We start from the raw sequence: 21,755 nt of genomic DNA, 5'->3' as shown, positions 1-21,755 counted from the left end.
ATGAAAAGATTATTGGCTTTTATTCGAAAAGAATTTCATCATGTTTTTAGAGATCAAAGAACACTTTTGATTCTCTTTGGACTTCCTGTTGTGCAGATTATTCTTTTTGGTTTTGCGCTGAGCAGCGAAGTCAAAAATATCGGAATTGCCATTCAGGATAATTCACACGATATTCATACCGAAAAAATGATTCGAAAGATAGAATCCAGTTCTTATTTTCATGTACAAAATCCAATCTTGAATTACACTGATATTGAGAACAGATTTAAAGACGGAAGCATAAAATGCGCAGTCATTTTTCCGTCCAATTTTGGTTCTGATATTCAACGTCTCGGAGGAGCAAAAATTCAGGTAATTGCAGATGCATCAGATCCTAATACGGCAACAATTGTGACCAATTATTTAAACGCCATTATTAAAGACTATCAGCAGGAATTAAATCCGACAACGAAATTAAATTACCAAATAATTCCAGAATTAAGACAGCTTTATAATGAACAGCAGAACGGTTCGCTTAACTTTATTCCTGGCGTAATTGCCTTGATTTTTATGATTGTAAGTACAGCTTTGACTTCGGTTTCTGTTGTGCGTGAAAAAGAACTTGGAACGATGGAAATTTTGTTGGTATCGCCTTTCAAACCCATCATGGTTTTAATCGCAAAAGCAATTCCGTATTTAGTGCTTTCCATAATTAATTTTGTTATTATTATATTTCTTTCAGTATATCTGCTAGATGTCGAGATTAAAGGAAGTTTTCTGCTCCTTTTCGCAGAAAGCATCTTGTTTATCATTACTTGTCTTTCTCTAGGTTTGCTTATTTCAAATGTAACCGATTCACAACAGACCGCGATGCTGATATCCATGATGGGAATGATGCTTCCGACTTTACTGCTTACAGGATTTATGTTTCCGTTAGAAAATATGCCTTGGATATTTCAGGCTATTTCGCATTTAATTCCGTCGCGCTATTATTACATCATTGTAAAAGCTGTTATGCTCAAAGGTTTAGGTTTTTCTTATATCTGGAAGGAAACTTTAATACTTGTTGTAATGACGATTCTTCTGCTGACGATTTCTTTGAAAAAATTTAAAATTAGATTGTCATGAAAGTGCTGGGTTTTATATTACAGAAAGAATTTCGCCAGATATTTCGAGACAAAACGATACTGGCAATGATGTTTTTCGTTCCGATTTTTCAGCTGATTATTTTGCCTTTGGCGGCTAATTTTGAAGTGAAAAGCGTAAATATTGTTTATGTCGATCACGATCATAGTTCGTATTCGCAAAAACTAATTAATAAAATTGGTTCTTCTGGATATTTCCATATTGTTGGAACCCCATCTTCTTATCTAGAAGGCCTGAAATTTATTGAAAGAGCAGATGCTGACTTGATTCTAGAAATACCTTCTGGATTTGAACGAAACTTGGTAAGAGAAGGCAGCCAGAAAGTAAATATCGCCGCAGATGCCATTAATGGGACGAAATCTAATATCGGAAATGCTTATTTAAATGTTGTGCTGGCAGATTTTAGCAATGATTTGGATATTCGGTTTAAATTGCAACCACAATCGGCTTCTGTTTCGCCATCCTTGATTACTTTAAATAGCACAAATTGGTACAATCCGAGAGCAGAATATAAATACTATATGGTTCCTGGAATTCTAGTTTTATTGCTCACCTTGATTGGCGGATTTATTACAGCATTAAATATTGTAAAAGAAAAAGAAATAGGTACAATTGAACAGATTAATGTGACGCCAATTCAGAAATGGCAGTTCATTTTAGGCAAACTCATTCCGTTTTGGATTGTCGGAATGACTGTATTTACAGTCGGTCTTATTGTAATGTATCTGATTTACGGAATATTTCCACAAGGTAGTTTTTTAGTGCTATATCTTTTTGCAGGAGTTTATCTAACCGCTCTATTAGGATTAGGACTTTTGATTTCAACATTTGCCGATACACAATTGCAAGCTATGTTTATTGCTTTTTTCTTTATGATGATTTTTATGCTTATGAGCGGTTTCTTCACCAGTACCGATAGCATGCCGAATTGGGCAAGAACCATTTCAGAGTTTACTCCTGTAACGCATTTTATAAAAGTGGTTCGACTTATTGTTTTAAAAGGAAGCGGTCTGCAAGAAGTTGGAAGAGAGCTTTTATACTTATTTATTTTTGCTATTGTTTTAAACTCATTGGCGATTTATAACTATAGAAAAACAAGTTAGTATTTTGCATAAAAACATATAGGGTCTTTATTACGTAGCTTGAAAATTTTAAACTTCGGGCGAGGCAATTCCTATTTAAAAAAGATATTCTTAACATGATTAAGCGTTTTTTTTTTATTAATTTTCATAAGCTATAAATCGAGTTTCTATCTAAAACTATATGATGCTAGATATTAAAGAAGAAAAAAAAGAGCAAAATGCGGTTCATCTGCTTCCTTGGGTAACAGCAATTGCCATGTTTATACAATCATTAGACGGTACAATTCTTAATACTTCACTGCCTTCAATAGCTGGAGATATGGGATATTCACCAACAGAAATGCATTCTGTTATTGTGACTTATACTTTGACCTTGGCTATGTTTATTCCTCTTTCTGGGTGGTTAGCAGATAAATTTGGCACTAGGACTATGTTTATGATTGCTGTGTTCTTGTTCATTATGGGGTCTTTATTTTGTGCACTTTCTACCGATTTAAAATTGTTTAATTTAGCTCGTGTTTTACAGGCGGTGGGCGCTTCTATGATGGTGCCAGTTGCACGGCTGGCTATTTTATATCAATATCCAAAAAGTGAATTGCTTAAAACAATGAATTTCATAACCGTTTTCGGATTATTAGGAATGGTAGCTGGTCCAAGTTTAGGAGGTTTTCTTTCTGATAATCTAAGCTGGCATTGGATTTTTTTGGTAAATATTCCAATTGGTCTTATCGGAATTTCTATGGCGTACAAAATTATGCCTAATTTCAAACATGCAGTAGGAAGGTTCGATTTTAGAGGTTTGATGTATTTCAGTCTAGCATTGATTTCTATTACTTTGGTTTTAGAACTTATAGGAGATGAGAGGACTCATATGATTGTGATTTTGAGTTTACTATTTCTGTCGGGACTTCTTTCTCTTTTTTATTATATCCATTATAAAAGAACCGAAAAACCTATAATCGACTTGCATCTTTTAAATATTAGAACCTTAAAAATTGGGTTAGTTGGAAGTTTGATCACAAGACTCGGAATAGGCGGATTACCCTTATTATTGCCGCTAATGCTGCAAACTAGTTTTGGCTATTCGGCTTCTGTCTCGGGCTTACTGTTATTGCCTTCTGCTTTATCAAATGTAGCGGTGAAACCTTTTATGGTGAGCATTATAAAATTTTTCGGTTATAGAACAGTACTAATAAGCAACACTATTTTATTGGGAATTATATTGATTATTCTTGGTTTTGTAACAAAAGAAACACCAATTGGCTATTATATTTTGCTGATGATATTCTATGGAACTTTTACTTCTATACAAATGTCGGCAATGAATACCATAACACTTTCAGATTTAGACCAGGATACGGCAAGCGGCGGAAATACAATGCTGGTGATAATGCAGCAGCTTTCGGTAAGTTTTGGAGTTTCGGTTTCAAGTCTTGCGCTTTCGTTGTTTCAGTCAGGTATTTTTAACTTAAATACAGACAAAGCATTTAAATATACTTTTATTACATTGGCGGTATTTACTATTTTATCTAGCTATACTTTTTCTAAGTTAAGCAAAACAGATGGGGAAGGGTATATGTAAAACTGCCAGAGTTTTATGCAAGTATTTTATTTTCGTTGAAACAGTTTTAGAAAAAAGACTTGTCGAAGTTGTTTTTTATAAAAGTATGGAATCTTCACATATAACAAATCTGTACTATATTAACCCTAAATTGACCTATATTATCTGGTTTTAGGTGAAATAGTATTGCGATGAAATAATCTTCTATTTTTAATGAAATTTCAACAAAATACATGGAACCAATACAATTTATTTCAGATCATTTCATTGAAGAAAAATGCAATTTTAAAGAACTTATAGAAAGACTTCGGGCAGGATTTTCGACCTCAGATATCAATGTGCCCATGCGTCATCATCACGATTATGCTAATCCAGAAGAAGGTAAAGATTCTACACTGCTGTTAATGCCAGCATTCCAGGCGGGTAAAGATTTAGGCGTAAAAATAGTTACAGTAAGTCCTGATAACGGCAAATATGATTTGCCTTCAATTCAAGGAACTTATATTTATCTTGATGGTCACAAAGGAAATATAAAAGCAATTCTAGAAGCAAAATCACTGACTGGTAAACGCACTGCGGCAACATCTGCTTTAGCGAGCAGTTACCTCTCACGAAAAGATGCCTCGTCTATGCTGATGATTGGTACAGGAGCATTGGCCATTAATTTAATTCAGGCACATGCAAGTGTTAGACCAATAAAAGAGGTTTATGTTTGGGGAAGAACGGTAGAAAAAGCACAATTGGTTTGCGATGCGCTTAAAAACTCTTCACTGATCTGCAAACCAGTTTCAACCATAGAAGAAGTTATTTCTCAAGTTGATATTATTTCGACGGCAACTTTATCGCCAGTTCCGCTTGTTTTTGGTAAATGGCTCAAACCAGGACAGCATTTAGATCTCGTTGGGGCATATAAAAAAGATATGCGTGAAGCCGATGATGAAGCAGTCTTAAAATCAAGTCTGTTTCTTGATACCTATCAAGGCGGACTAAAGGAAAGTGGCGATATCTTGATTCCGCTTACGAATGGAATCATTTCAAAAGAAACAATCAAAGCAGATTTATTTGAACTGTGCAGTAATGCAAAACAAGGCAGAACTTCGGATACCGAAATTACCTATTTTAAATCCGTTGGACATGCGTTAGAAGATCTTGTTGCAGCTGGATATTTTTATGAAGAGTATAATTTAAAAACACAAAAAAATGTCTAATACCTACCAAAATATTTGTAATAATACTGAATATAAAGCAGATGCCTCTGTACTGCAGATCAAAACAATCGATATGCATACAGGCGGTGAGCCCTTGCGCGTTATTGTTTCTGGTTTTCCAGAGCTTAAAGGAAATACCGTTTTAGAATACCGAAGAGATATAAAAGAAAACTACGATTATTTAAGAACAGCATTGATGTTTGAACCTCGCGGTCATGCTGATATGTATGGTTGTGTATTACTTCCTCCAAATGATGAAGATGCAGATTTTGGAATTCTTTTCATGCATAACGAAGGTTATAGCAGTATGTGCGGCCATGCGATTATTGCGATAAGCACGCTCGCGGCAAAAATGAATTGGATAAAAGTACAAGAAGGTGAGAATGAATTAAAAATTGATGCGCCTTGCGGTCGAATTTTTTCATTTGTGACCGTATTAAATGGAGAAGTAACAGGAGTGAGGTTTCATTGTGTGCCAAGTTTCGCCGTAGGTTTAGATCGTGTTGTCGATGTTCCGGGCATCGGTGATGTTGTTTATGATTTGGCTTATGGTGGCGCTTTTTATGCTTATGTAGATTTGAGGAAAAATACACATTTGAATTTTGGCCTAACCGAAGAGAATTACCGAGCAATTATTCAAAACGGCATCGACATAAAACATGCTGTAATGAATCATGACAAAGAAATTAAGCATCCGTTTGAAGAAGATTTGAGCTTTTTATACGGAACTATTTTTATTGATGAACCGATGAATGTTTCAAATCACAGCCGAAATGTTTGTGTATTTGCCGATGGAGAAGTTGATCGTTCTCCAACAGGTTCTGGTGTTTCTGGAAGAATTGCGATTGAAAAGGCTAGAAATGCTATAAATGTAAATGAACCCATTACGATAGAAAGTATAACTGGAAGTACTTTTATCGGATCGCTAGTTAGGGAAGAGAAATTTGGACCTTTTAATGCCGTAATTCCGCAAGTTGAAGGAACGGCTTTTGTAACAGGAGTAAATACATTTTTAATAGATCCGAAAGATCCTATGAGGAATGGGTTTATACTTCGATAATAAAAAAGTAAAAAAATGCTATAGAATCGTTTATAAGAGATTTTATGTGGTTTTAAAAGATTAAAACTACTGTTAAATAAAAAGCTGCAAATCCTAAGATTTGCAGTTTTTTATTTTACTTCTATCCTAAAAAAAAATCCTAATCAAAGATTAGGACTTTTGTGGGGAGAGCAGGATTCGAACCTGCGAAGTTCACACAGCAGATTTACAGTCTGCCCTCGTTGGCCGCTTGAGTATCTCCCCGATCTCAGCTTGTTGTGCTTTGTTGTTCTAAGCGGTGGCAAAGATAGGAACTCTTTCTACATATCCAAACAAAAAAAGGACTTAATTTTAGGTTATTTTAAAGTTGTTTTTTAATTCGCTGGAATTGAATAAAATAAAAAGGCTATAAAATGTATTTTTTTTATCTCATTTTAAAAAGTAGGATTATGGTTACGTTTTGGGTGATATTTTTTTGAGCTTAGTCATTCATAAACGCATCAGTTATTGCTATTACAGATGTTTTGAGTAAATATTGAAGAAGAAGAAGTTTTTATGAACTGAGTTTTTATTTCGTTTTTGATGAATTTTTGTTTCTAAGTTTATGGCATACCATAAAAACAAAAAAATCTCCACTAGGGAGATTTTTTTATTTATTTTAAATGTGAATTATTTAGCTAACAATTCTTGAATTTTTGCCTTTAATTCAGCACCTCTTAAATCCTGAGCTACTACTTTTCCTGATGCATCTAGAATGAAAGTTGCAGGAATCGCTTCAACATGATATTGTTTAGCAATTGGTTCTTCCCAAAATTTAAGATTTGAAACATGAGTCCACGTTAAACCATCTTTTGCAATAGCTTCTTTCCATTTCGCGGCATCTTTGTCCAAAGATACTCCAACAATGTTTAATCCTTTAGAATGAAATTCTTTATAAAGAGCTACCACGTGAGGATTTTCTTGTCTGCATGGTCCACACCAAGAAGCCCAGAAATCGATGATAGTAACTTTGCCTAAGCTTTCTTTAAGAGAAACTACTTTTCCTTCTGGATTTGGAGCCGAAAAATCTGCTCTTCATTTAGCGCTGCCTACCGCTGGAGCTGTTGCACCAACAGATGGCATTTTTGCTTGACCAAATCTAGTTTTGATTTCTTTTCCTGGAGCAGTATTTTTTACAGACTCATCCAAACCATTGTAAAGTCCTTCTAATTTTTTCATATCAGCTGTTGGATCATTCAATAAACTTTGGATGATTAAAGCTGTAATGAAAGATTTTGGGTGATTTTCAGCATAAGCTAAATATTTCTTTTTGCTTCCTTCTTGAACTTCTTTTTGAATTTCCATGTATTGTTTCATCAAGCCATTGATAGTTGCTGTATCTTGAGCTTGTTGAGCTTGTTTCATTTTATCGTTGTTCTTTTTCTGGAAATCAATTAAACTTTTTTGAGTTTTGTTCATATCTTCCATAAAAGTCACATACTCATCATTGTTGTAAGTTCCAGAGATTTTAGATTTGTGGATACTGTCTTTATCAACAGCAATTTTAATTTCTCCAGTTTCTAAGATAAATGGAATAGGTCCATTAGCACCTTGTAATATTAATGTATGGAAAGCTGGTTCAGTAACTTTTCCTTTAATTTCAAATTTTCCGTTTTCAACTTTTACTGTATCAAGAGAAACTGGCATTCTCGTAGCAGGGTCTTGACCTTGTAAGATGATAGTTTTTCCATTTTCAATTCCTGTAGCAGTACCTGTAATTAGGTATTCTCCATCTTTAACTTTGCTGCAAGAAATGATAGCCGCAGAAGCTGTAAGTACAAAAAGTATTTTTTTCATTATAAAAAATTAATTAGTTAATTGATTTGTGTGACAAAAGTATCTAAAATTATAAAACATACAGAATTTTGTAACCTAAAATTTTGTTATAGTTTTTTTGAGTATAAAACACATGAAATCAGCTTGTTTGTTGACTTAATTTGATGAAAAACTATTAATGTGAAACATAATTCAAAGTTCTATATTTAATTTTTTAAATTTTAAGCATAAAAAAAGCACTCGTTTAACAGAGTGCTTTTTTGTAAAATATAGTATTGTAAAACTATTCTTGATTTGTTTTCTTTCTCCAAGTAAAAGAATTTAAAATATGTCTTTTAGCAAATCTTGCTGGAGAATCTGCATTTACCATTTTCACGTAAGTTGCTTTAGGAACACTGATGTATTCGTAAACACTTCCGTTAGAAAAATCAATAATTAAACGACCTTCTACAAATTTGTAATCTGTGATAGAACAAGTTGAAATTGTTTCTGTGTATTCAGGTAAATTTAGTTTGATAGTATCAGGGTGAATACTTACTAAAAAGTGGTAAGCTTCGATAATCGTTTTACTTTTTTCTTCAGCTTCTTTTAAACCAGCTTCATTTCCCACAAATTTATCAGGATGAGATTCTTTCATCGCATTACGATAAATTGTCTTTAAATCTTTTAACTCTGCAGTTTTTTCTACGTTTAGTAACTTGCGGTATTCAACTATTTTTTTCATAAATAAAAGGTAACTACTTGTCTATTAGTTTGAAATCGTTTTGTTTTGGTTCAAATCGACAAATTTTTTGCAAAGGTACACTTTTTTTTAACTTTTTAGTTTTGATAGAAAAAATATTGAGAAAAGTTAACGGTAAGTTTATTTAACCGCAAAGGATACAGGGATTTTTTTTAACCGCAAAGTTCGCAAAGAATTACGCAAAGCACGCAAAGATTTTTCTTTTGAGATTCACTAAAATGAAAAGTTCGTAAAGCTTTATATAAAAACTTTGCGAACTTTGTGTAAACCTTAGCGTTCTTTGCGGTAAAAATTATGCGTTCCAACAAAAACCTGAAACTTGAAACCTGAAACAAGAAAACTATTCCGGCTTATGATTTGCTTTGTCGAAGTTTCTTGATTTTTTAGGGTATTTATCGTAGCTCATGTCGCTTGGATTTTCGATAACAGACTTTATGGTAATCCAATCGCCAACATTAAATTTGGCTTGAACCATTTTGTAGTCTAAAAGATATTCTCCGCAGAAATAATTATTGTTTTCATCTTTTTCGATAATGCCGGTAAAAACTCCTTTTTGTGGCATTTTTTGTTCTGTATCTTTAGACATGATTCTTTTGTTTTGAATTAAAGTGCAAAGGTAAGCAATTTAGGTTTGTTTTAGGGAGTTCGTCGTAATCTGAGTATATTTGCAGCATGCAGAAAAATTTTAAGCCACATCCTAATTCTTTTAAAAATACCTTTTGCGCTTTTAATGAAGTGCTTCCAGATTCAATTCAAGGATTGAAAAAGCAGTTTGAAAGCAAAGCAGGAAGTACGTATTACTATACCGAAGAAGGAATGTACCGAGTTTCGAACCATTGGGGAAGGCTGGCCAACAGCAAATGGCGCTTGATTGCCCGTGATCCAGAAACAGAATCGAAGACTAAAATTGGTTTTGCAAAATGGACAGAATTTTACCCAGATAATGCAACTGATAAACTGTATTATATAGAAGCCGATTTCGAAAAGAATCTGGCCAATTATCAGCACAAAAATAATCCTGAATATGACGGAAAAGCAATTTTAAGAACAAGTGCTGAAACTACAAAAAGATTAAAACAGATTAGAAACTTGCAGCAGCTGACCAATTGGGCAAAGCATTTTGATTATGATGATATCGATGACCTTAGAAAGCAGCTTATTAACGAACTGATTTTTACTGAAAAAACGTTAGAACAAATTAAAAGAGAAGTGTAATGGGACGTAATAACGAAAAGAACATCAAAAAGCACAACGACAAATTGCATAAAGCCCAGGCAAAAGCAAAGCAAGCTGAAATTGCCCGAAAAGAAAAACTCAAAGAAATAGTAAAGAAGTACAACGAAAGTAAAGAGTAAATATAAGTTGCCACGAATTTCACGAATTAGCACGAATTTTATTTAAAATTTGTGTTCAATGCATTTTAAAATTAGTGAAAATTTGTGTAATTCGTGGCGAAAAAAAACACAAACAAATGAATTCAAAATTCGAAACACTAAAAGCAAACGTACAGGAAATCATTGATTTGATTGCGGCGAAAAACGACAGAGAAGCAAACAACAAATTACTTGAAGTAAGTGAAACACTTGACGAAATGATTGATTTTGCTGAAGAAGACGAAGAGGTGAGAGAAATTACTCGTTACCAAGTTTTGTTAAATCAGCTTCATGTAAAAATTAATGGAGAAGAACCAGTCGATGGCGAATAAAAAATGTTTCTGCGACACAGGATTGCCTTTTGATGACTGCTGCGGATTGTATCTCAGAGGTAATCAAAAAGCGTCTTCAGCATTAGCTTTAATGCGATCAAGATACTCGGCATATGCCACTTATAATGCCGATTATTTAATGGAAACGACTTATGTTTCAGAAAGAAAATATTATTCTAAACCTGAAATATTGAGATGGGCAGTTTCTAATAAATGGCAGAAGTTGGAAATTTTGAGTTTTACAGAAAACACAGTAGAATTCAAAGCTTACTTTTTGGATTCAGACAATAAACCACAAGTGCATTATGAATTTTCTACTTTTAAATTTGAAAATGGCGCTTGGTATTATGTAGACGGAAAGTTTGAATAATTATTATATCTAACACTGTTAGTTGGGATTTTTGGTTAAATATTTTAACTAAAAATTAATAAACGATTCGTTTTTCATAATTCCAAAATGATGTAATTTTAGATTTATGAAAAACGAATTTAAAAAAGGCTTTTATTTTAAGACTTACGAAGCTCCTTTTCAGTCTCCGTTTGACAAACTTTTTACGATTTTTAAAGAGTTGATCACCCATACTTCGGGCGATTTTGATGAAGCAATAAACTGGCTTCGGGAACTGGACAAAGAATATAAACTTACCGACGAGAATTATACTATTGACGATTTTATAGAAGACCTTAAGAAAAAAGGATACATAAAAGATGAAGTTAAAGGAGATGGAAGTTCTGGTTTTGGCATTACAGCTAAAACCGAAAGAGCGATTAGACAGCAAGCTTTGGATCAGATTTTTGGAAACTTGAAAAAATCTGGAAACGGAAATCATAAAACAAAATACGCTGGAAGCGGTGATGAGCACACAGGAGAATTCCGTGAATATAATTTTGGTGACAGTCTGGAAAGAATTTCTTTAACTGAAAGTCTTCGAAACGCTCAAGTTAATAATGGTGTCGAAAGTTTTATGCTAACTGAAAACGATTTGATCGTAGAAGATGCTCAGTACAAAGCTCAAATGAGCACGGTTCTAATGATCGATATTAGCCATAGTATGATTTTGTATGGCGAAGACCGAATTACGCCTGCAAAAAAAGTTGCCATGGCATTAGCTGAGTTAATCACAACAAGATACCCAAAAGATACGTTAGATATATTGGTTTTTGGTAATGATGCTTGGACAATTCCGATTAAAGATTTGCCGTATTTGCAAGTTGGTCCTTATCATACTAATACCGTTGCTGGTTTGCAATTGGCGATGGATATTTTGCGGAGAAAGCGAAATACCAACAAGCAGATTTTTATGATTACGGATGGAAAACCAAGTTGCGTTCGCGAACGAGATGGCTCTTATTACATGAATAGTAATGGTTTGGATGAATACATTGTCGATAAATGCTACACTCAGGCACAGCAGGCGAGAAAGCTCCATATTCCGATTACGACTTTTATGATTGCACGTGATCCTTATTTACAGCGTTTTGTGAATCAGTTTACAGAAGCTAATCAGGGAAAAGCATTTTATACCGGAATTAAAGGTTTGGGTGAAATGATTTTTGAGGACTATGAAGCGAATAGGAAGAAGAGGATTAAATAGATAGGTGCAAAGGTTCTGAGGAACAAAGGTCTTCTAAACACAACGCATATCGTAGAGACGCACTGCAGTGCGTCTACGCAAAGTGAAGACACAATGCTTTGCCTTTTGAAAAAAAAAATAAAAATCTATATTTCAACACAATGGAAATAAATACTATAAAGACATTAGGTCAATTAAAAGCCGCTGGATATAAAACTACAAGTATTAAAGATGAATTGCGAAATAATCTTCGCGAAAAAATCAAATCGGGAAAACCTGTTTTTGAAGGCGTCCACGGATTTGAAAACACGGTAATTCCTGAATTAGAAAGAGCAATTTTATCTCGTCATAATATTAATTTACTAGGACTTCGCGGACAGGCAAAAACACGTTTGGCACGCAAAATGGTCGAATTATTAGACGAATATATTCCGTTTGTGGAAGGTTCAGAGATTAATGACGATCCGTTAAATCCGATTTCTCGTTTTGCAAAGGATTTAATTGTGGAAAAAGGAGATGAAACACCAATTTCGTGGTTGCACAGAAGCGAACGTTTCTTTGAAAAATTGGCAACTCCAGATGTTACGGTTGCTGATTTAATTGGTGATGTTGACCCAATTAAAGCTGCAAATTTAAAATTATCTTATGCAGACGATCGCGTAATTCACTTCGGAATGATACCGAGAGCAAATCGCTGTATTTTTGTAATTAACGAATTGCCCGATTTACAGGCTAGAATTCAAGTAGCCTTATTCAACATATTGCAAGAAGGCGATATTCAGATTAGAGGTTTTAAATTGAGAATGCCTTTAGATATGCAATTTGTTTTTACTGCAAACCCAGAGGATTATACCAATAGAGGAAGCATTGTAACGCCTTTGAAAGATAGAATTGGTTCTCAGATCCTAACGCATTATCCGGAAAGTATCGAGATTGCCAGAACGATTACAGAGCAAGAATCTAAATTAGATCAAAATCAGACCGATGTGGTTTATGTTCCGCGTTTGGCGAGAGATATTTTAGAACAGATAAGTTTTGAAGCTCGCGAAAGCGAATATATCGACAATAAAAGTGGTGTAAGTGCGAGAATGAGCATCACAGCTTTCGAAAATTTAATCAGTACAGCAGAACGCCGAGCTTTGATTTCTGGAGCTGATAAAACGACTTTACGTTTATCAGACTTCATTGGAATTATTCCAGCCATTACAGGAAAAGTAGAATTGGTTTACGAAGGAGAACAGGAGGGAGCCAATGTGGTTGCTGAAAGCCTGATTGGTTCTGCGATTCGAACTTTATTCCCAGAATATTTTCCTAAAATAGAAAAACTAGAAAAACCAGATGAAAAGACGCCATATTCAGATATTGTAGAATGGTTTTTTGCAGAAAGCGGTTTTGAATTATTAGATGATGCTTCAGACAAAGAATATAAAAGTATTTTGGATGAAGTAACTCCATTAGACGATTTATTGAAAAAGTATCAGCCGCAGTTGGTAAAAGAAGATGTATATTTTATGAAAGAATTCATCCTTTGGGGATTGGTAGAATATAGAAAGTTGAGTAAAGACCGTTTTGCAAAAGGAAATCAGTTTAGAGATATTTACGGAAGCTATATCAGTAAATTCTAAAAAATGATATTAAGATTTTTTAACACATAGAAACATAGTTTTTGCAAACTGAGAAAAAGGCGTTTCACTAATTTAAATTCACATAGCTATGTGTTAAAGCTAGCTTTTTTTGTAATCTTAAACAGAAGCATTAAAATCTATGTTTCTATGTGTTTAAATTAAATTTTATTGAATTTGTATTAAAACTTAATCTGGTCTAATCGGTTTTTCAAAACCGGTTAGACCTTTTTGTTTTGAATAGTTTACTTTTACAATCCAAATATAAATTTATGTTGTTTCTTATTTTAAGCATTCTATGCAGCGTTACAGTTGGCGTTATATTCAAAATATCAAGAAAATATAATGCTAATCCTTCTCAGATAATTTCATTCAATTATATAGCAGCAATTGCACTTTGCTATTTTACTTTTAGTCCTAATCTCCAAGAATTAGATCATAATGCGCCATTAGAAATTTATACCTCTGTTGGAATTTTGCTTCCAATATTATTTCTGTTTCTCGCACTTTCTATAAAATATATGGGAATTGCAAAAACAGATGCAGCGCAAAGATTATCATTGTTTATTCCGATTTTAGCGGCTTGGCTGTTGTTTAATGAAGGATTTAATACTTATAAAGTTATTGGCGTTTTAGTTGGTTTTGCGGCACTTTTATTCATCTTAAAAAAGCCATCAGACAATGCAGAAAACAAATGGATTTATCCAGCAGCAGTTTTACTTGGTTTTGGAATTATAGATATTCTGTTTAAGAAAATTGCCTTATATACGGTTGTCCCTTATACAACATCTTTGTTTTTTGTTTTTCTAATTGCTTTTGCAGGTTCTATTTTAATAGTGCTGTATAAACTGTTTATCGCGAAGGAAAATTTTGTATTAAAAAGCATTCCTTTCGGAATATTGGTTGGAGTTTTTAACTTCGGAAATATATTGTTCTATTTGAAAGCGCATAAAGCCTTTGCAGAGAATCCATCAACTGTTTTTGCGGGAATGAATATGGGAGTAATTATTTTAGGAACTCTTATTGGTGCTTTTTTCTTCAAAGAAAAGCTTTCCAAAATCAATATTTTAGGTTTGTTTTTGGCTCTTATAGCAGTTGTTTTCATATTTTTATCGCAATTGAAGTAAATTTTTTTAGTTTGTAAACTTTTAAGTTACAGTTGTTTTTGTAAGTAAATAAAAAATCTTTTAAATTAACTCTACTAATTCTATAGAATTTATAAATATAATTTTGTAGCTTTGTCTCAACAATGAAAAACTTTAGTCAAAATATAAGAACGTCTTTTCCGTGCTGCTTTGCGATGTGCTGCATGATGAATCACGTTTTGAAATGGCGTTAATAGAGAAAGTACTTGTTAGTTATTTTTTTTTTTAGCCTTTCATTGCACCATGAAAGGCTTTTTTTTGAATCGTTAAAAAATCAAGATATGAGAACCAACAGAAGTATGAAAATTTTGATGCGTTGCTGCCTAATTAAGATTCCGTGTTGCATCAAATTTGAAAAATAAACAGAGAAAATGTCTTCAGAAGAAGATCGATAAGCATAAAAAAATAACCCAAACCTAAAACTATATAGTATGAGTTCAGAAATTATAAAACATAATCCGTTTCAGTCGATGATTGATCGCTTTAATATCGCTGCAGATATTTTGAATTTAGATGATTCAATCAAACAAAAACTGCAACGCCCTGAAAAACAAATTACGGTAAATTTTTCTATTACTTTAAATAACGGAAACGTTCAAAACTTTGAAGGATATCGTGTAATTCACAACACGGCTTTAGGCCCTTCAAAAGGTGGAATTCGTTATGATACGGCTGTGAATTTGGATGAAGTAAAAGCACTTGCCGCCTGGATGACCTGGAAATCTGCTGTAACTGGAATTCCGTTTGGGGGAGCAAAAGGCGGCATTATTTGCGATCCGAGAAACCATTCTAAAACAGAATTAGAAAAAATTACAAGAGCGTATACCAAAGCTTTAGCTGATATTTTTGGACCAGAAAAAGATGTTCCTGCACCAGATATGGGGACAGGTCCAGACGAAATGGGATGGCTAATGGATGAGTTTTCAATACTGCACGGAAGACCAATTCATGCAGTAGTTACAGGAAAACATTTACATTCCGGCGGATCTTTAGGCAGAGTAGAGGCAACGGGAAGAGGCGTAAGCATTATTACACTTTTGGCACTTGAAAAATTAAAAATCAGACCTGCAAGAGCTACTGCAGCAATTCAGGGATTTGGAAATGTTGGATTGCATTCTGCCTTATTTCTGCATGAAAAAGGAGTGAAAATTGTAGCAGTAAGTGATGTTTCGGAAGCATTTTACAATCCGAACGGGATTAATATTCCTGAACTTATTTTGTATTACAATTTGAATAATAAAACCATAAAAGGTTATCCAAATTCAGTTGCTATAAAACATGAAGATTTATTGCTTTTAGATGTTGATGTTTTAATTCCTGCTGCAAAGGAAGATGTTATTACACAGAAAAACGCAGGAGATATTCAAGCCAGAATTATTGTGGAAGGTGCCAATGGGCCAGTTGCTTCAGATGCAGCTCAAATTTTACATGATAAAAATATATTAGTTGTTCCTGATATTTTAGCCAATGCAGGCGGTGTTACCGTTTCTTATTTCGAATGGCTTCAGAATTCGCTTTTGGAGTCTTGGAGAATCAGCCAGATTAATAAACGTCTGGAGGATATTTTAGAAAAAGGTTTTGAAACTGTTTTTAGAGTGGCAGTAAAACACAACGTAACGCCTCGTATTGCTGCTTATATTATTGCTTTGAAAAAAGTAGCCGAAACACAATCGGTTAAAGAAGTGGCATTGGAAGCTCCTTTGTTTAAGCAGAATTAAATCAGGTTTACTTCGTAAAAGATCATTTTCGTTGATTGCGTTTTTTGTCTGCTAAAAACGTAATTGATGGAAATGTCTTTTTCGTTTGATTTATTAAAAGAGAAGAAAATTTTAAACACATAGCAACATAGTTTCTGCAAGTCTATAAAAGACGTTTCACTAATTTTAATTCACATAGCTATGTGTTAAAGCTTGCTTTTTTTGTAATCTCAAGCAGGGCAGAAACAATAAAAATCTATGTTTCTATGTGTTATAATTAAACTACTCAACACATAATTTTTAGAATCGAAAAGTATCATATTAAATGAAAAACATCAATTTTCTAGCATTTGCTATGCCGGCCTTTTTTCTTTTTTTGTTTTTAGAATATAAGCTTGCTCAACGCAGAAAAAAGCCTGAAATTTTTAATTATGAAAGTTCTGTTTCTAACATTTCCATCGGAATTGCAGAACGTTTGATTAACCTATTTGTTGCGGCCAGCTTTTATCAGTTATATTATTTGATTTATGACGATTATAGAATATTTGAGATTCCGAGTAATGCCCTAGTTTGGTTTGCACTGATTCTTGCAACCGATTTTGTCTGGTATTGGTACCATCGATTAGGGCACGAAGTCAATTTTTTCTGGGCAGCGCATATTGTGCATCATCACAGTGAAGAATTTAATTTTACTGCTGCAGCTAGAATCACAACATTTCAAGCTATAATTCGAACGGGGTTTTGGTGTATTTTGCCCTTTATTGGTTTTCATCCAAGCATGGTCATTACAATGCTGATTGTTCATGGCGCCTATTCTTTCTTTACGCACACACAGCTTATCGGAAAAATAAAATGGTTAGAATATGTTTTTGTAACACCTTCTGTTCATGGAGTGCATCATGCTTCTGACGAAAAATATTTAGATAAAAATTACGGTGACATGTTCACTTTTTGGGATCGGCTTTTTGGAACTTTCCAAACCGAAGAAGAAAAACCAAAATACGGATTAACGCATCCGCTGAAAAGCTATAGTTTCTTGTGGCAGCATTTTCATTATTACTTCGAAATATACGAATTATGGAAACGCTCCAGCGGATTCAAAGCCAGATGGAATGCCGTTTTCGGAAGTCCAGCCGATATGGATCAGGATATTCGCCCAATTCTCGAGAAACGTTTTCTGCAAGATAAAGCAGCGCCAAATCAACGACTTCGATTTAAAAATTACCTTTATATTCAGTTAGGAATCTGTACGCTTATTTTAACTGTTTTTACTTATTATTTCGATTATTTGGAAAGCTACGATAAAATATTTGTGCTTTCGCTGGTCATTATAACTTTAATAAACTGCGGTGCTTTGTTAGAACAACGCAAATGGATTTACTATTTAGAATATACTCGTCTAGCCATGATTTCGACTTATTTTCTATATGAAGAAGATTTAATCGCATTTTTCTTTGTTCCAATTGCTGTAATGATTTTTGCAGAGCAATTGTTTTCATTGAGTAGGATTTATCAGAATACTATTTTGCAGTTGGAATCTGCGGAATAATTTTTTTTAGCCACGAATTCACGAATTTTTATTGAAAATGATACGTGAAATTTATGCGCAATAATTACACGAATAGATAATAAAAAAATAATTCGTGAATTGCTTCGCCAGTCGCTATCGCTCGAGTCGTGGCTAAAAAAAACTTAGAATCTTAGCATCTCAGAACCTTAGCAACTTTTTAAATTGTCTTAATCTCCATAATCTTCTGTTCAAAAGTATCTTTAAAATCAGATTTGCTTTTAATTCTGGTTTTGTACGTATAGATTGTAGCTACAGAAAGTTCTAAGAATTCTGCCATTTGGCTGCTGTCTTGAATTCCTAATCTGTACAAGGCAAAAATTCGCAATTCCGTATTTAAAAGCTCGCCTTTTTTGACAATGCATTTATGATCGTTTGGAAACAATTTATTGAAATCGGTTACGAATGTCGGGAACAGTTTCAAGAAGATTTCGTCAAACTGATGAAACAGATTTTCACGTTCTTCCTTTACATTATAGCGTTTTAAACTTGCAATAACTTCATCGGTTTTTTTAGTAATGATTTTATGCAGCGTACTTTTCTGAATATGATCTATCTTATTAATGAAAGCCGAAGTTGCTTTGATAAAATAAGTAATATATTCTTCTTTAATGGCATTAGCTTCACTCAAACTCACATTCATTTCCTGCAATTGCAAATAAGAATCGGCCATGATTTTTCTCGCTTTATTTTTCTCTTTCAATTGTTTGAAAATGATACCAAGAAAAACAAAGATGATAACTGTGAGAATCGTCAATAGAATAATAATCTTTTCTAACTTATCATTCTTATCTTTTACATTATTAAGCTGTGCTTTTTCAATAATGGGCAAAATCGACGAAATCTCAATTTTTCGATGCCTTGCATTATAAAACGTAGCATCATCCATTGCAATATTGATGTATTCGTTTGCTTTATCCAAATAGCCCATTTTAAAAAGTTCATTGGCTAAATTTCTAAGCGCAACGGTTTCTTTCGTCGCATTTTTAACATCTGCAATGGCAGCGAGAGCCAGATATTGAATGGCTTTTTTGGTATAACCTCTTTCAGAATAAATATAACCAAGACTCGATGTTGCAATTCCGTAATAGTCTGGAGGCAGATTGTAGTTGTTTATCCAGTAACTAAATGCAAATTCGGCGCCACGCCAGTCCTGCTGTTTCAGGCGTTTCAAACTTTCGGCAGCCCAATATTCATTGGTATTGGTTCCGATTAATTCTAGAGCTTTCTTTAAGAAATGATTTCCCTGCTGCACATAATGAATATTAAAACGCTGATCACTGCTATAATCGGCCAAATCATAATAAGCACGTGCTTTGATACTATAGTACTCAAATTTATTTTTGATATCTAATTTGCTTTCATCAACCACATTTAAAGTATCAATTGCTTCTTTAAAAAGTCCAGAAGAAAGTAGAACAAAACCTTCTTTTATTCTACTTTTGGCCAAATGTTTTGGATTTTTTAAAATTTTAGCTTTGATTTTTGCTTCATCTAAATAATAATAAGCTGAATCATATTTAAAAGATTTGTATTCATCAAACAATGCCATATAGCAATTGTACAATTCTTCATTATTCTGACTAAGGGTAAACTTTGATATGTTTTTCTTTAAAGATTGAATTTTTCGATATTTCTGGTTCAGGTAAACCTCTTTTTTTAAGAGCACCTGATCTAATTCTTCTAAATAAGGATTTGTCTCTTTTGCAGTTAGAGAAAAACCGACTAGGAAGAAAAGCAGCATCAATATTCTTTGCATGATTTTGTTTTGGTTTAGGGAAAAAGGTCGGTTGATAGATATAATTAGTTAATACGTTTTAAAAATAAGAATAAGTTTGAGATTAAGCTAGACCTGTTTTTCAAGAATCTTGTATGTTTAATAACATAGCCTTTGAAGGAGATTTTCAGAGTGAAAATGAGCTGTAAATGTTAAAAACAGGTAATTTATTTGCAATTATACAATAAAAACTAGTTATATATATGCATAGTGAAAAAAATATACTGATTATTTTGCATATTGTCATTTTTACCATATAAAAACTGCTTATTTTTATCTAAACAGCATCTTGATTTTTTACTCATACTAAAAATAGTAAATATCTGTAAATCAGATTGTTGTATTTATTTTTATTTGAATTTCATCTTGATTTTTCTCGGATTTTTTTTTTAGGATTTATTTAACGGCTAGTTTCGCTGTATCCTTTTGAAGGGGATAACAAACTAACAAAAACCAAAAATTTATGAAATGTAAAAGTCTTTATTGGCTAGCTTTTATGATGTGTTTTTTTGCGATTGGATGCGATAACACAGATGACGGAAGCTACGTAGCACCAATTACCCTTTATGAAAAAGTAAATGGAAATTGGGGATTAACAAATCTGAAAATGGTTGATGAAGTTGCGAAAGCAAATAATATCGAACCAAACGAAGAAAACTTGAGTACTTATTTTAACTACGAAGATTTTAAAATCAAATTTAACGTAGATGAAAAGAACAATCCAACAAGTTATGAAGTAACTGGAGATGTCCCTCCGTTATTTGCTCCTAAAGGATATTGGTCATTGAGTTCAGATTTTCAGCAGACCAATGGTGTTGGAACAAAAATCTATTTGTACAGCGATGCGCAAAAAACGCAAAAAACTGATGAATTGAGATTGGCTTCGGTTCCAGGTAAAAACAAAGAAATGCAGATTCAATTGGTGCATTCTTCTGGCGGTGTTGCTTTCGTGTCTTACGTGTTTAAATTAAATGCTATTAATTAAAAAGTAATATGAAAAAGTTTATATATACAATTTTACTTGCCTTTTTGATGGCTCCTAATTTTATTCAGGCACAAGAAGCCGCTGGAGCTGTAGGGCCAATATCATCTTTTCCTGTTATCTACAAATATGATGAACAAGTTACCTGGTACTTTGATATGTCGGCATCGACATTTGCAGAAACAGAAGATTTGTACATCTGGATCTGGTCTCCATCTGAACCAGACGCTGGAAACTGGGAAAACTCTTCAGATTTTGCAAAACTGAAATATGAAGGAAATAAAATCTGGAGTTTTACTTTAACTCCAACCAGTTATTTTTCTAAAACTCCAGATGAAATCGCGGCAAGTGCTGGATTTTGGTTTCGTTTGAAAAACAAAAACGGATCTAAACAAAGTGATGTTGCCAATGTGCCTTATACTGATTTTTCATCTTTCTATACTTCTGGTGAATTATTTAGATCATATCCAACAAAACCTTTAATTGATAAACCAGTAAGCATCATATTTAATGCAAATCTTAATCCAGCATTTGCGGGCACTCCGAGTGTGCACATGCATGCTGGTATGAACGACTGGGCTATTCAGCAAATGTATGAAGCGGCAAAACCAGAAATTGCCGAAAAAACAAAATTGAAAGATCTAGGTAACGGTTTTTATAAAATGGATTTTGTTCCTAAGCAGTACTTCAATGCTCCAGATGATTTTGTAATGGAAAAGATAAATTTTCTAATGGTAGCAGAGAATTGGACAGCAAATTCTGGCGATCAGGTTATTTACGCAGGAGAATTTGTTCCGCCGCCACCGCCAACTTTTGCTTTCTTCCCATCTCAAATCAGTCAAAAGGATTTTCTTGGAATGTCAAGAAAAAATAATGAAACAGGTGTAAACAAATTGATCTACACGATTACAGCTGGACCAAAAACAATTTCTGGTGAGTTTACTGGAGGGACTGCAGAAATTAAAGGTTTTGTGAATTTAGTTTCAGAGTTAAATGGAGTTCCAGGTTTAAGTGAAATCCATGTTTTGGTAAAAGACAATAAAGACAAAACAATTTCGGATACGACGATTCCGCTTAAAACTTTAGATAAATAATCACTATTAAATTAAAACAC

The 21,755-nt window shown here is 33.5% G+C and carries 20 protein-coding genes, 1 tRNA gene and 1 pseudogene; 16 read left to right on the top strand and 6 right to left on the bottom strand.

Annotated elements, in window-relative coordinates; genetic code table 11:
* From DM397_RS08895 to DM397_RS08875, 5 genes are all read left to right on the top strand, one after another.
* On the top strand, positions 1-1,107 hold the full coding sequence (locus tag DM397_RS08895; RefSeq protein ID WP_111377249.1) for an ABC transporter permease: 1,107 nt from the start codon (positions 1-3) through the stop codon (positions 1,105-1,107).
* A complete protein-coding gene (locus DM397_RS08890; RefSeq protein WP_111377194.1) occupies positions 1,104-2,228 on the top strand; it encodes an ABC transporter permease in 1,125 nt (374 codons plus the stop codon). Before DM397_RS08895 ends, DM397_RS08890 begins: the two co-directional genes overlap by 4 nt.
* Positions 2,229-2,391: 163 nt before the next feature.
* Complete coding sequence (locus tag DM397_RS08885) at positions 2,392-3,789, top strand: DHA2 family efflux MFS transporter permease subunit (RefSeq protein WP_111377248.1); 1,398 nt, start codon at positions 2,392-2,394, stop codon at positions 3,787-3,789.
* A gap of 212 nt (positions 3,790-4,001) precedes the next feature.
* Positions 4,002-4,976 carry a bifunctional Delta(1)-pyrroline-2-carboxylate/Delta(1)-piperideine-2-carboxylate reductase gene (gene lhpI / locus DM397_RS08880; RefSeq protein WP_111377193.1) on the top strand — a complete coding sequence of 325 codons (975 nt, stop codon included), beginning with the start codon at positions 4,002-4,004 and terminating at the stop codon, positions 4,974-4,976.
* Entirely contained in the window at positions 4,969-6,036 is a 1,068-nt protein-coding gene (locus DM397_RS08875) for a proline racemase family protein (RefSeq protein WP_111377192.1), read from the top strand. Before lhpI ends, DM397_RS08875 begins: the two co-directional genes overlap by 8 nt.
* 162 nt (positions 6,037-6,198) lie before the next feature.
* Here DM397_RS08875 and DM397_RS08870 read toward each other — a convergent pair.
* From DM397_RS08870 to DM397_RS08850, 5 genes and pseudogenes are all read right to left on the bottom strand, one after another.
* A tRNA-Tyr gene (locus tag DM397_RS08870) sits at positions 6,199-6,279 on the bottom strand.
* 405 nt (positions 6,280-6,684) lie between these two features.
* Positions 6,685-7,071: pseudogene (locus DM397_RS08865) on the bottom strand (TlpA family protein disulfide reductase); the annotation flags it as partial.
* Positions 7,072-7,089: 18 nt separating this feature from the next.
* A complete protein-coding gene (locus DM397_RS08860) occupies positions 7,090-7,851 on the bottom strand; it encodes a DUF4369 domain-containing protein (protein ID WP_111377190.1) in 762 nt (253 codons plus the stop codon).
* Between the two features lie 262 nt (positions 7,852-8,113).
* The gene (locus DM397_RS08855; protein WP_095931645.1) at positions 8,114-8,554 is read right to left on the bottom strand and encodes a KTSC domain-containing protein; all 441 of its coding nucleotides are present in this window, start codon (positions 8,552-8,554) and stop codon (positions 8,114-8,116) included.
* Between the two features lie 358 nt (positions 8,555-8,912).
* Positions 8,913-9,158 (bottom strand): hypothetical protein, encoded by a 246-nt coding sequence (locus DM397_RS08850; RefSeq protein ID WP_111377189.1) that lies wholly within the window; start codon positions 9,156-9,158, stop codon positions 8,913-8,915.
* An 86-nt stretch (positions 9,159-9,244) separates the two neighbouring features.
* On the opposite strand from DM397_RS08850, the gene DM397_RS08845 reads away from it, so the two are divergent.
* The 9 genes from DM397_RS08845 to DM397_RS08810 all read left to right on the top strand — a co-directional run bounded on the left by DM397_RS08845 (position 9,245) and on the right by DM397_RS08810 (position 17,864).
* Complete coding sequence (locus DM397_RS08845; protein WP_111377188.1) at positions 9,245-9,787, top strand: hypothetical protein; 543 nt, start codon at positions 9,245-9,247, stop codon at positions 9,785-9,787.
* On the top strand, positions 9,787-9,927 hold the full coding sequence (locus DM397_RS23900; protein WP_167511672.1) for a hypothetical protein: 141 nt from the start codon (positions 9,787-9,789) through the stop codon (positions 9,925-9,927). Before DM397_RS08845 ends, DM397_RS23900 begins: the two co-directional genes overlap by 1 nt.
* A 116-nt stretch (positions 9,928-10,043) precedes the next feature.
* Positions 10,044-10,277 (top strand): hypothetical protein, encoded by a 234-nt coding sequence (locus tag DM397_RS08840; RefSeq protein WP_111289368.1) that lies wholly within the window; start codon positions 10,044-10,046, stop codon positions 10,275-10,277.
* Positions 10,267-10,647 carry a YchJ family protein gene (locus tag DM397_RS08835; protein WP_111377187.1) on the top strand — a complete coding sequence of 127 codons (381 nt, stop codon included), beginning with the start codon at positions 10,267-10,269 and terminating at the stop codon, positions 10,645-10,647. The genes DM397_RS08840 and DM397_RS08835 overlap by 11 nt, the downstream gene beginning before the upstream one ends.
* 106 nt (positions 10,648-10,753) lie before the next feature.
* Positions 10,754-11,872, top strand: coding sequence for a vWA domain-containing protein (locus DM397_RS08830; RefSeq protein WP_111366997.1), 1,119 nt, complete (start codon positions 10,754-10,756; stop codon positions 11,870-11,872).
* 140 nt (positions 11,873-12,012) lie between these two features.
* Positions 12,013-13,476, top strand: a complete 1,464-nt coding sequence (locus DM397_RS08825) for a MoxR family ATPase (protein WP_111377186.1) — start codon at positions 12,013-12,015, stop codon at positions 13,474-13,476.
* Between the two features lie 269 nt (positions 13,477-13,745).
* Positions 13,746-14,600, top strand: coding sequence for an EamA family transporter (locus DM397_RS08820; RefSeq protein ID WP_111377185.1), 855 nt, complete (start codon positions 13,746-13,748; stop codon positions 14,598-14,600).
* 449 nt (positions 14,601-15,049) lie between these two features.
* Positions 15,050-16,336: a Glu/Leu/Phe/Val family dehydrogenase gene (locus DM397_RS08815; protein ID WP_185957089.1), complete on the top strand. Its 1,287-nt coding sequence runs from the start codon at positions 15,050-15,052 to the stop codon at positions 16,334-16,336.
* Between the two features lie 304 nt (positions 16,337-16,640).
* Entirely contained in the window at positions 16,641-17,864 is a 1,224-nt protein-coding gene (locus tag DM397_RS08810) for a sterol desaturase family protein (RefSeq protein WP_111377183.1), read from the top strand.
* A 178-nt stretch (positions 17,865-18,042) separates the two neighbouring features.
* On the opposite strand, the gene DM397_RS08805 is transcribed toward DM397_RS08810, so the two are convergent.
* Positions 18,043-19,641, bottom strand: a complete 1,599-nt coding sequence (locus tag DM397_RS08805; protein ID WP_111377182.1) for a DUF6377 domain-containing protein — start codon at positions 19,639-19,641, stop codon at positions 18,043-18,045.
* A 481-nt stretch (positions 19,642-20,122) separates the two neighbouring features.
* Here DM397_RS08805 and DM397_RS08800 point away from each other — a divergent pair, with 481 nt between their 5' ends.
* On the top strand, positions 20,123-20,644 hold the full coding sequence (locus tag DM397_RS08800) for a DUF5004 domain-containing protein (RefSeq protein WP_111377181.1): 522 nt from the start codon (positions 20,123-20,125) through the stop codon (positions 20,642-20,644).
* Between the two features lie 8 nt (positions 20,645-20,652).
* The gene (locus DM397_RS08795) at positions 20,653-21,735 is read left to right on the top strand and encodes a hypothetical protein (protein WP_111377180.1); all 1,083 of its coding nucleotides are present in this window, start codon (positions 20,653-20,655) and stop codon (positions 21,733-21,735) included.
* Positions 21,736-21,755 lie beyond the last annotated feature (20 nt).

The organism is Flavobacterium nitrogenifigens, from assembly GCF_003254565.1.
GTDB classification, from domain to species: domain Bacteria; phylum Bacteroidota; class Bacteroidia; order Flavobacteriales; family Flavobacteriaceae; genus Flavobacterium; species Flavobacterium nitrogenifigens.
This window is presented reverse-complemented; position numbering and strand designations above follow the sequence as displayed.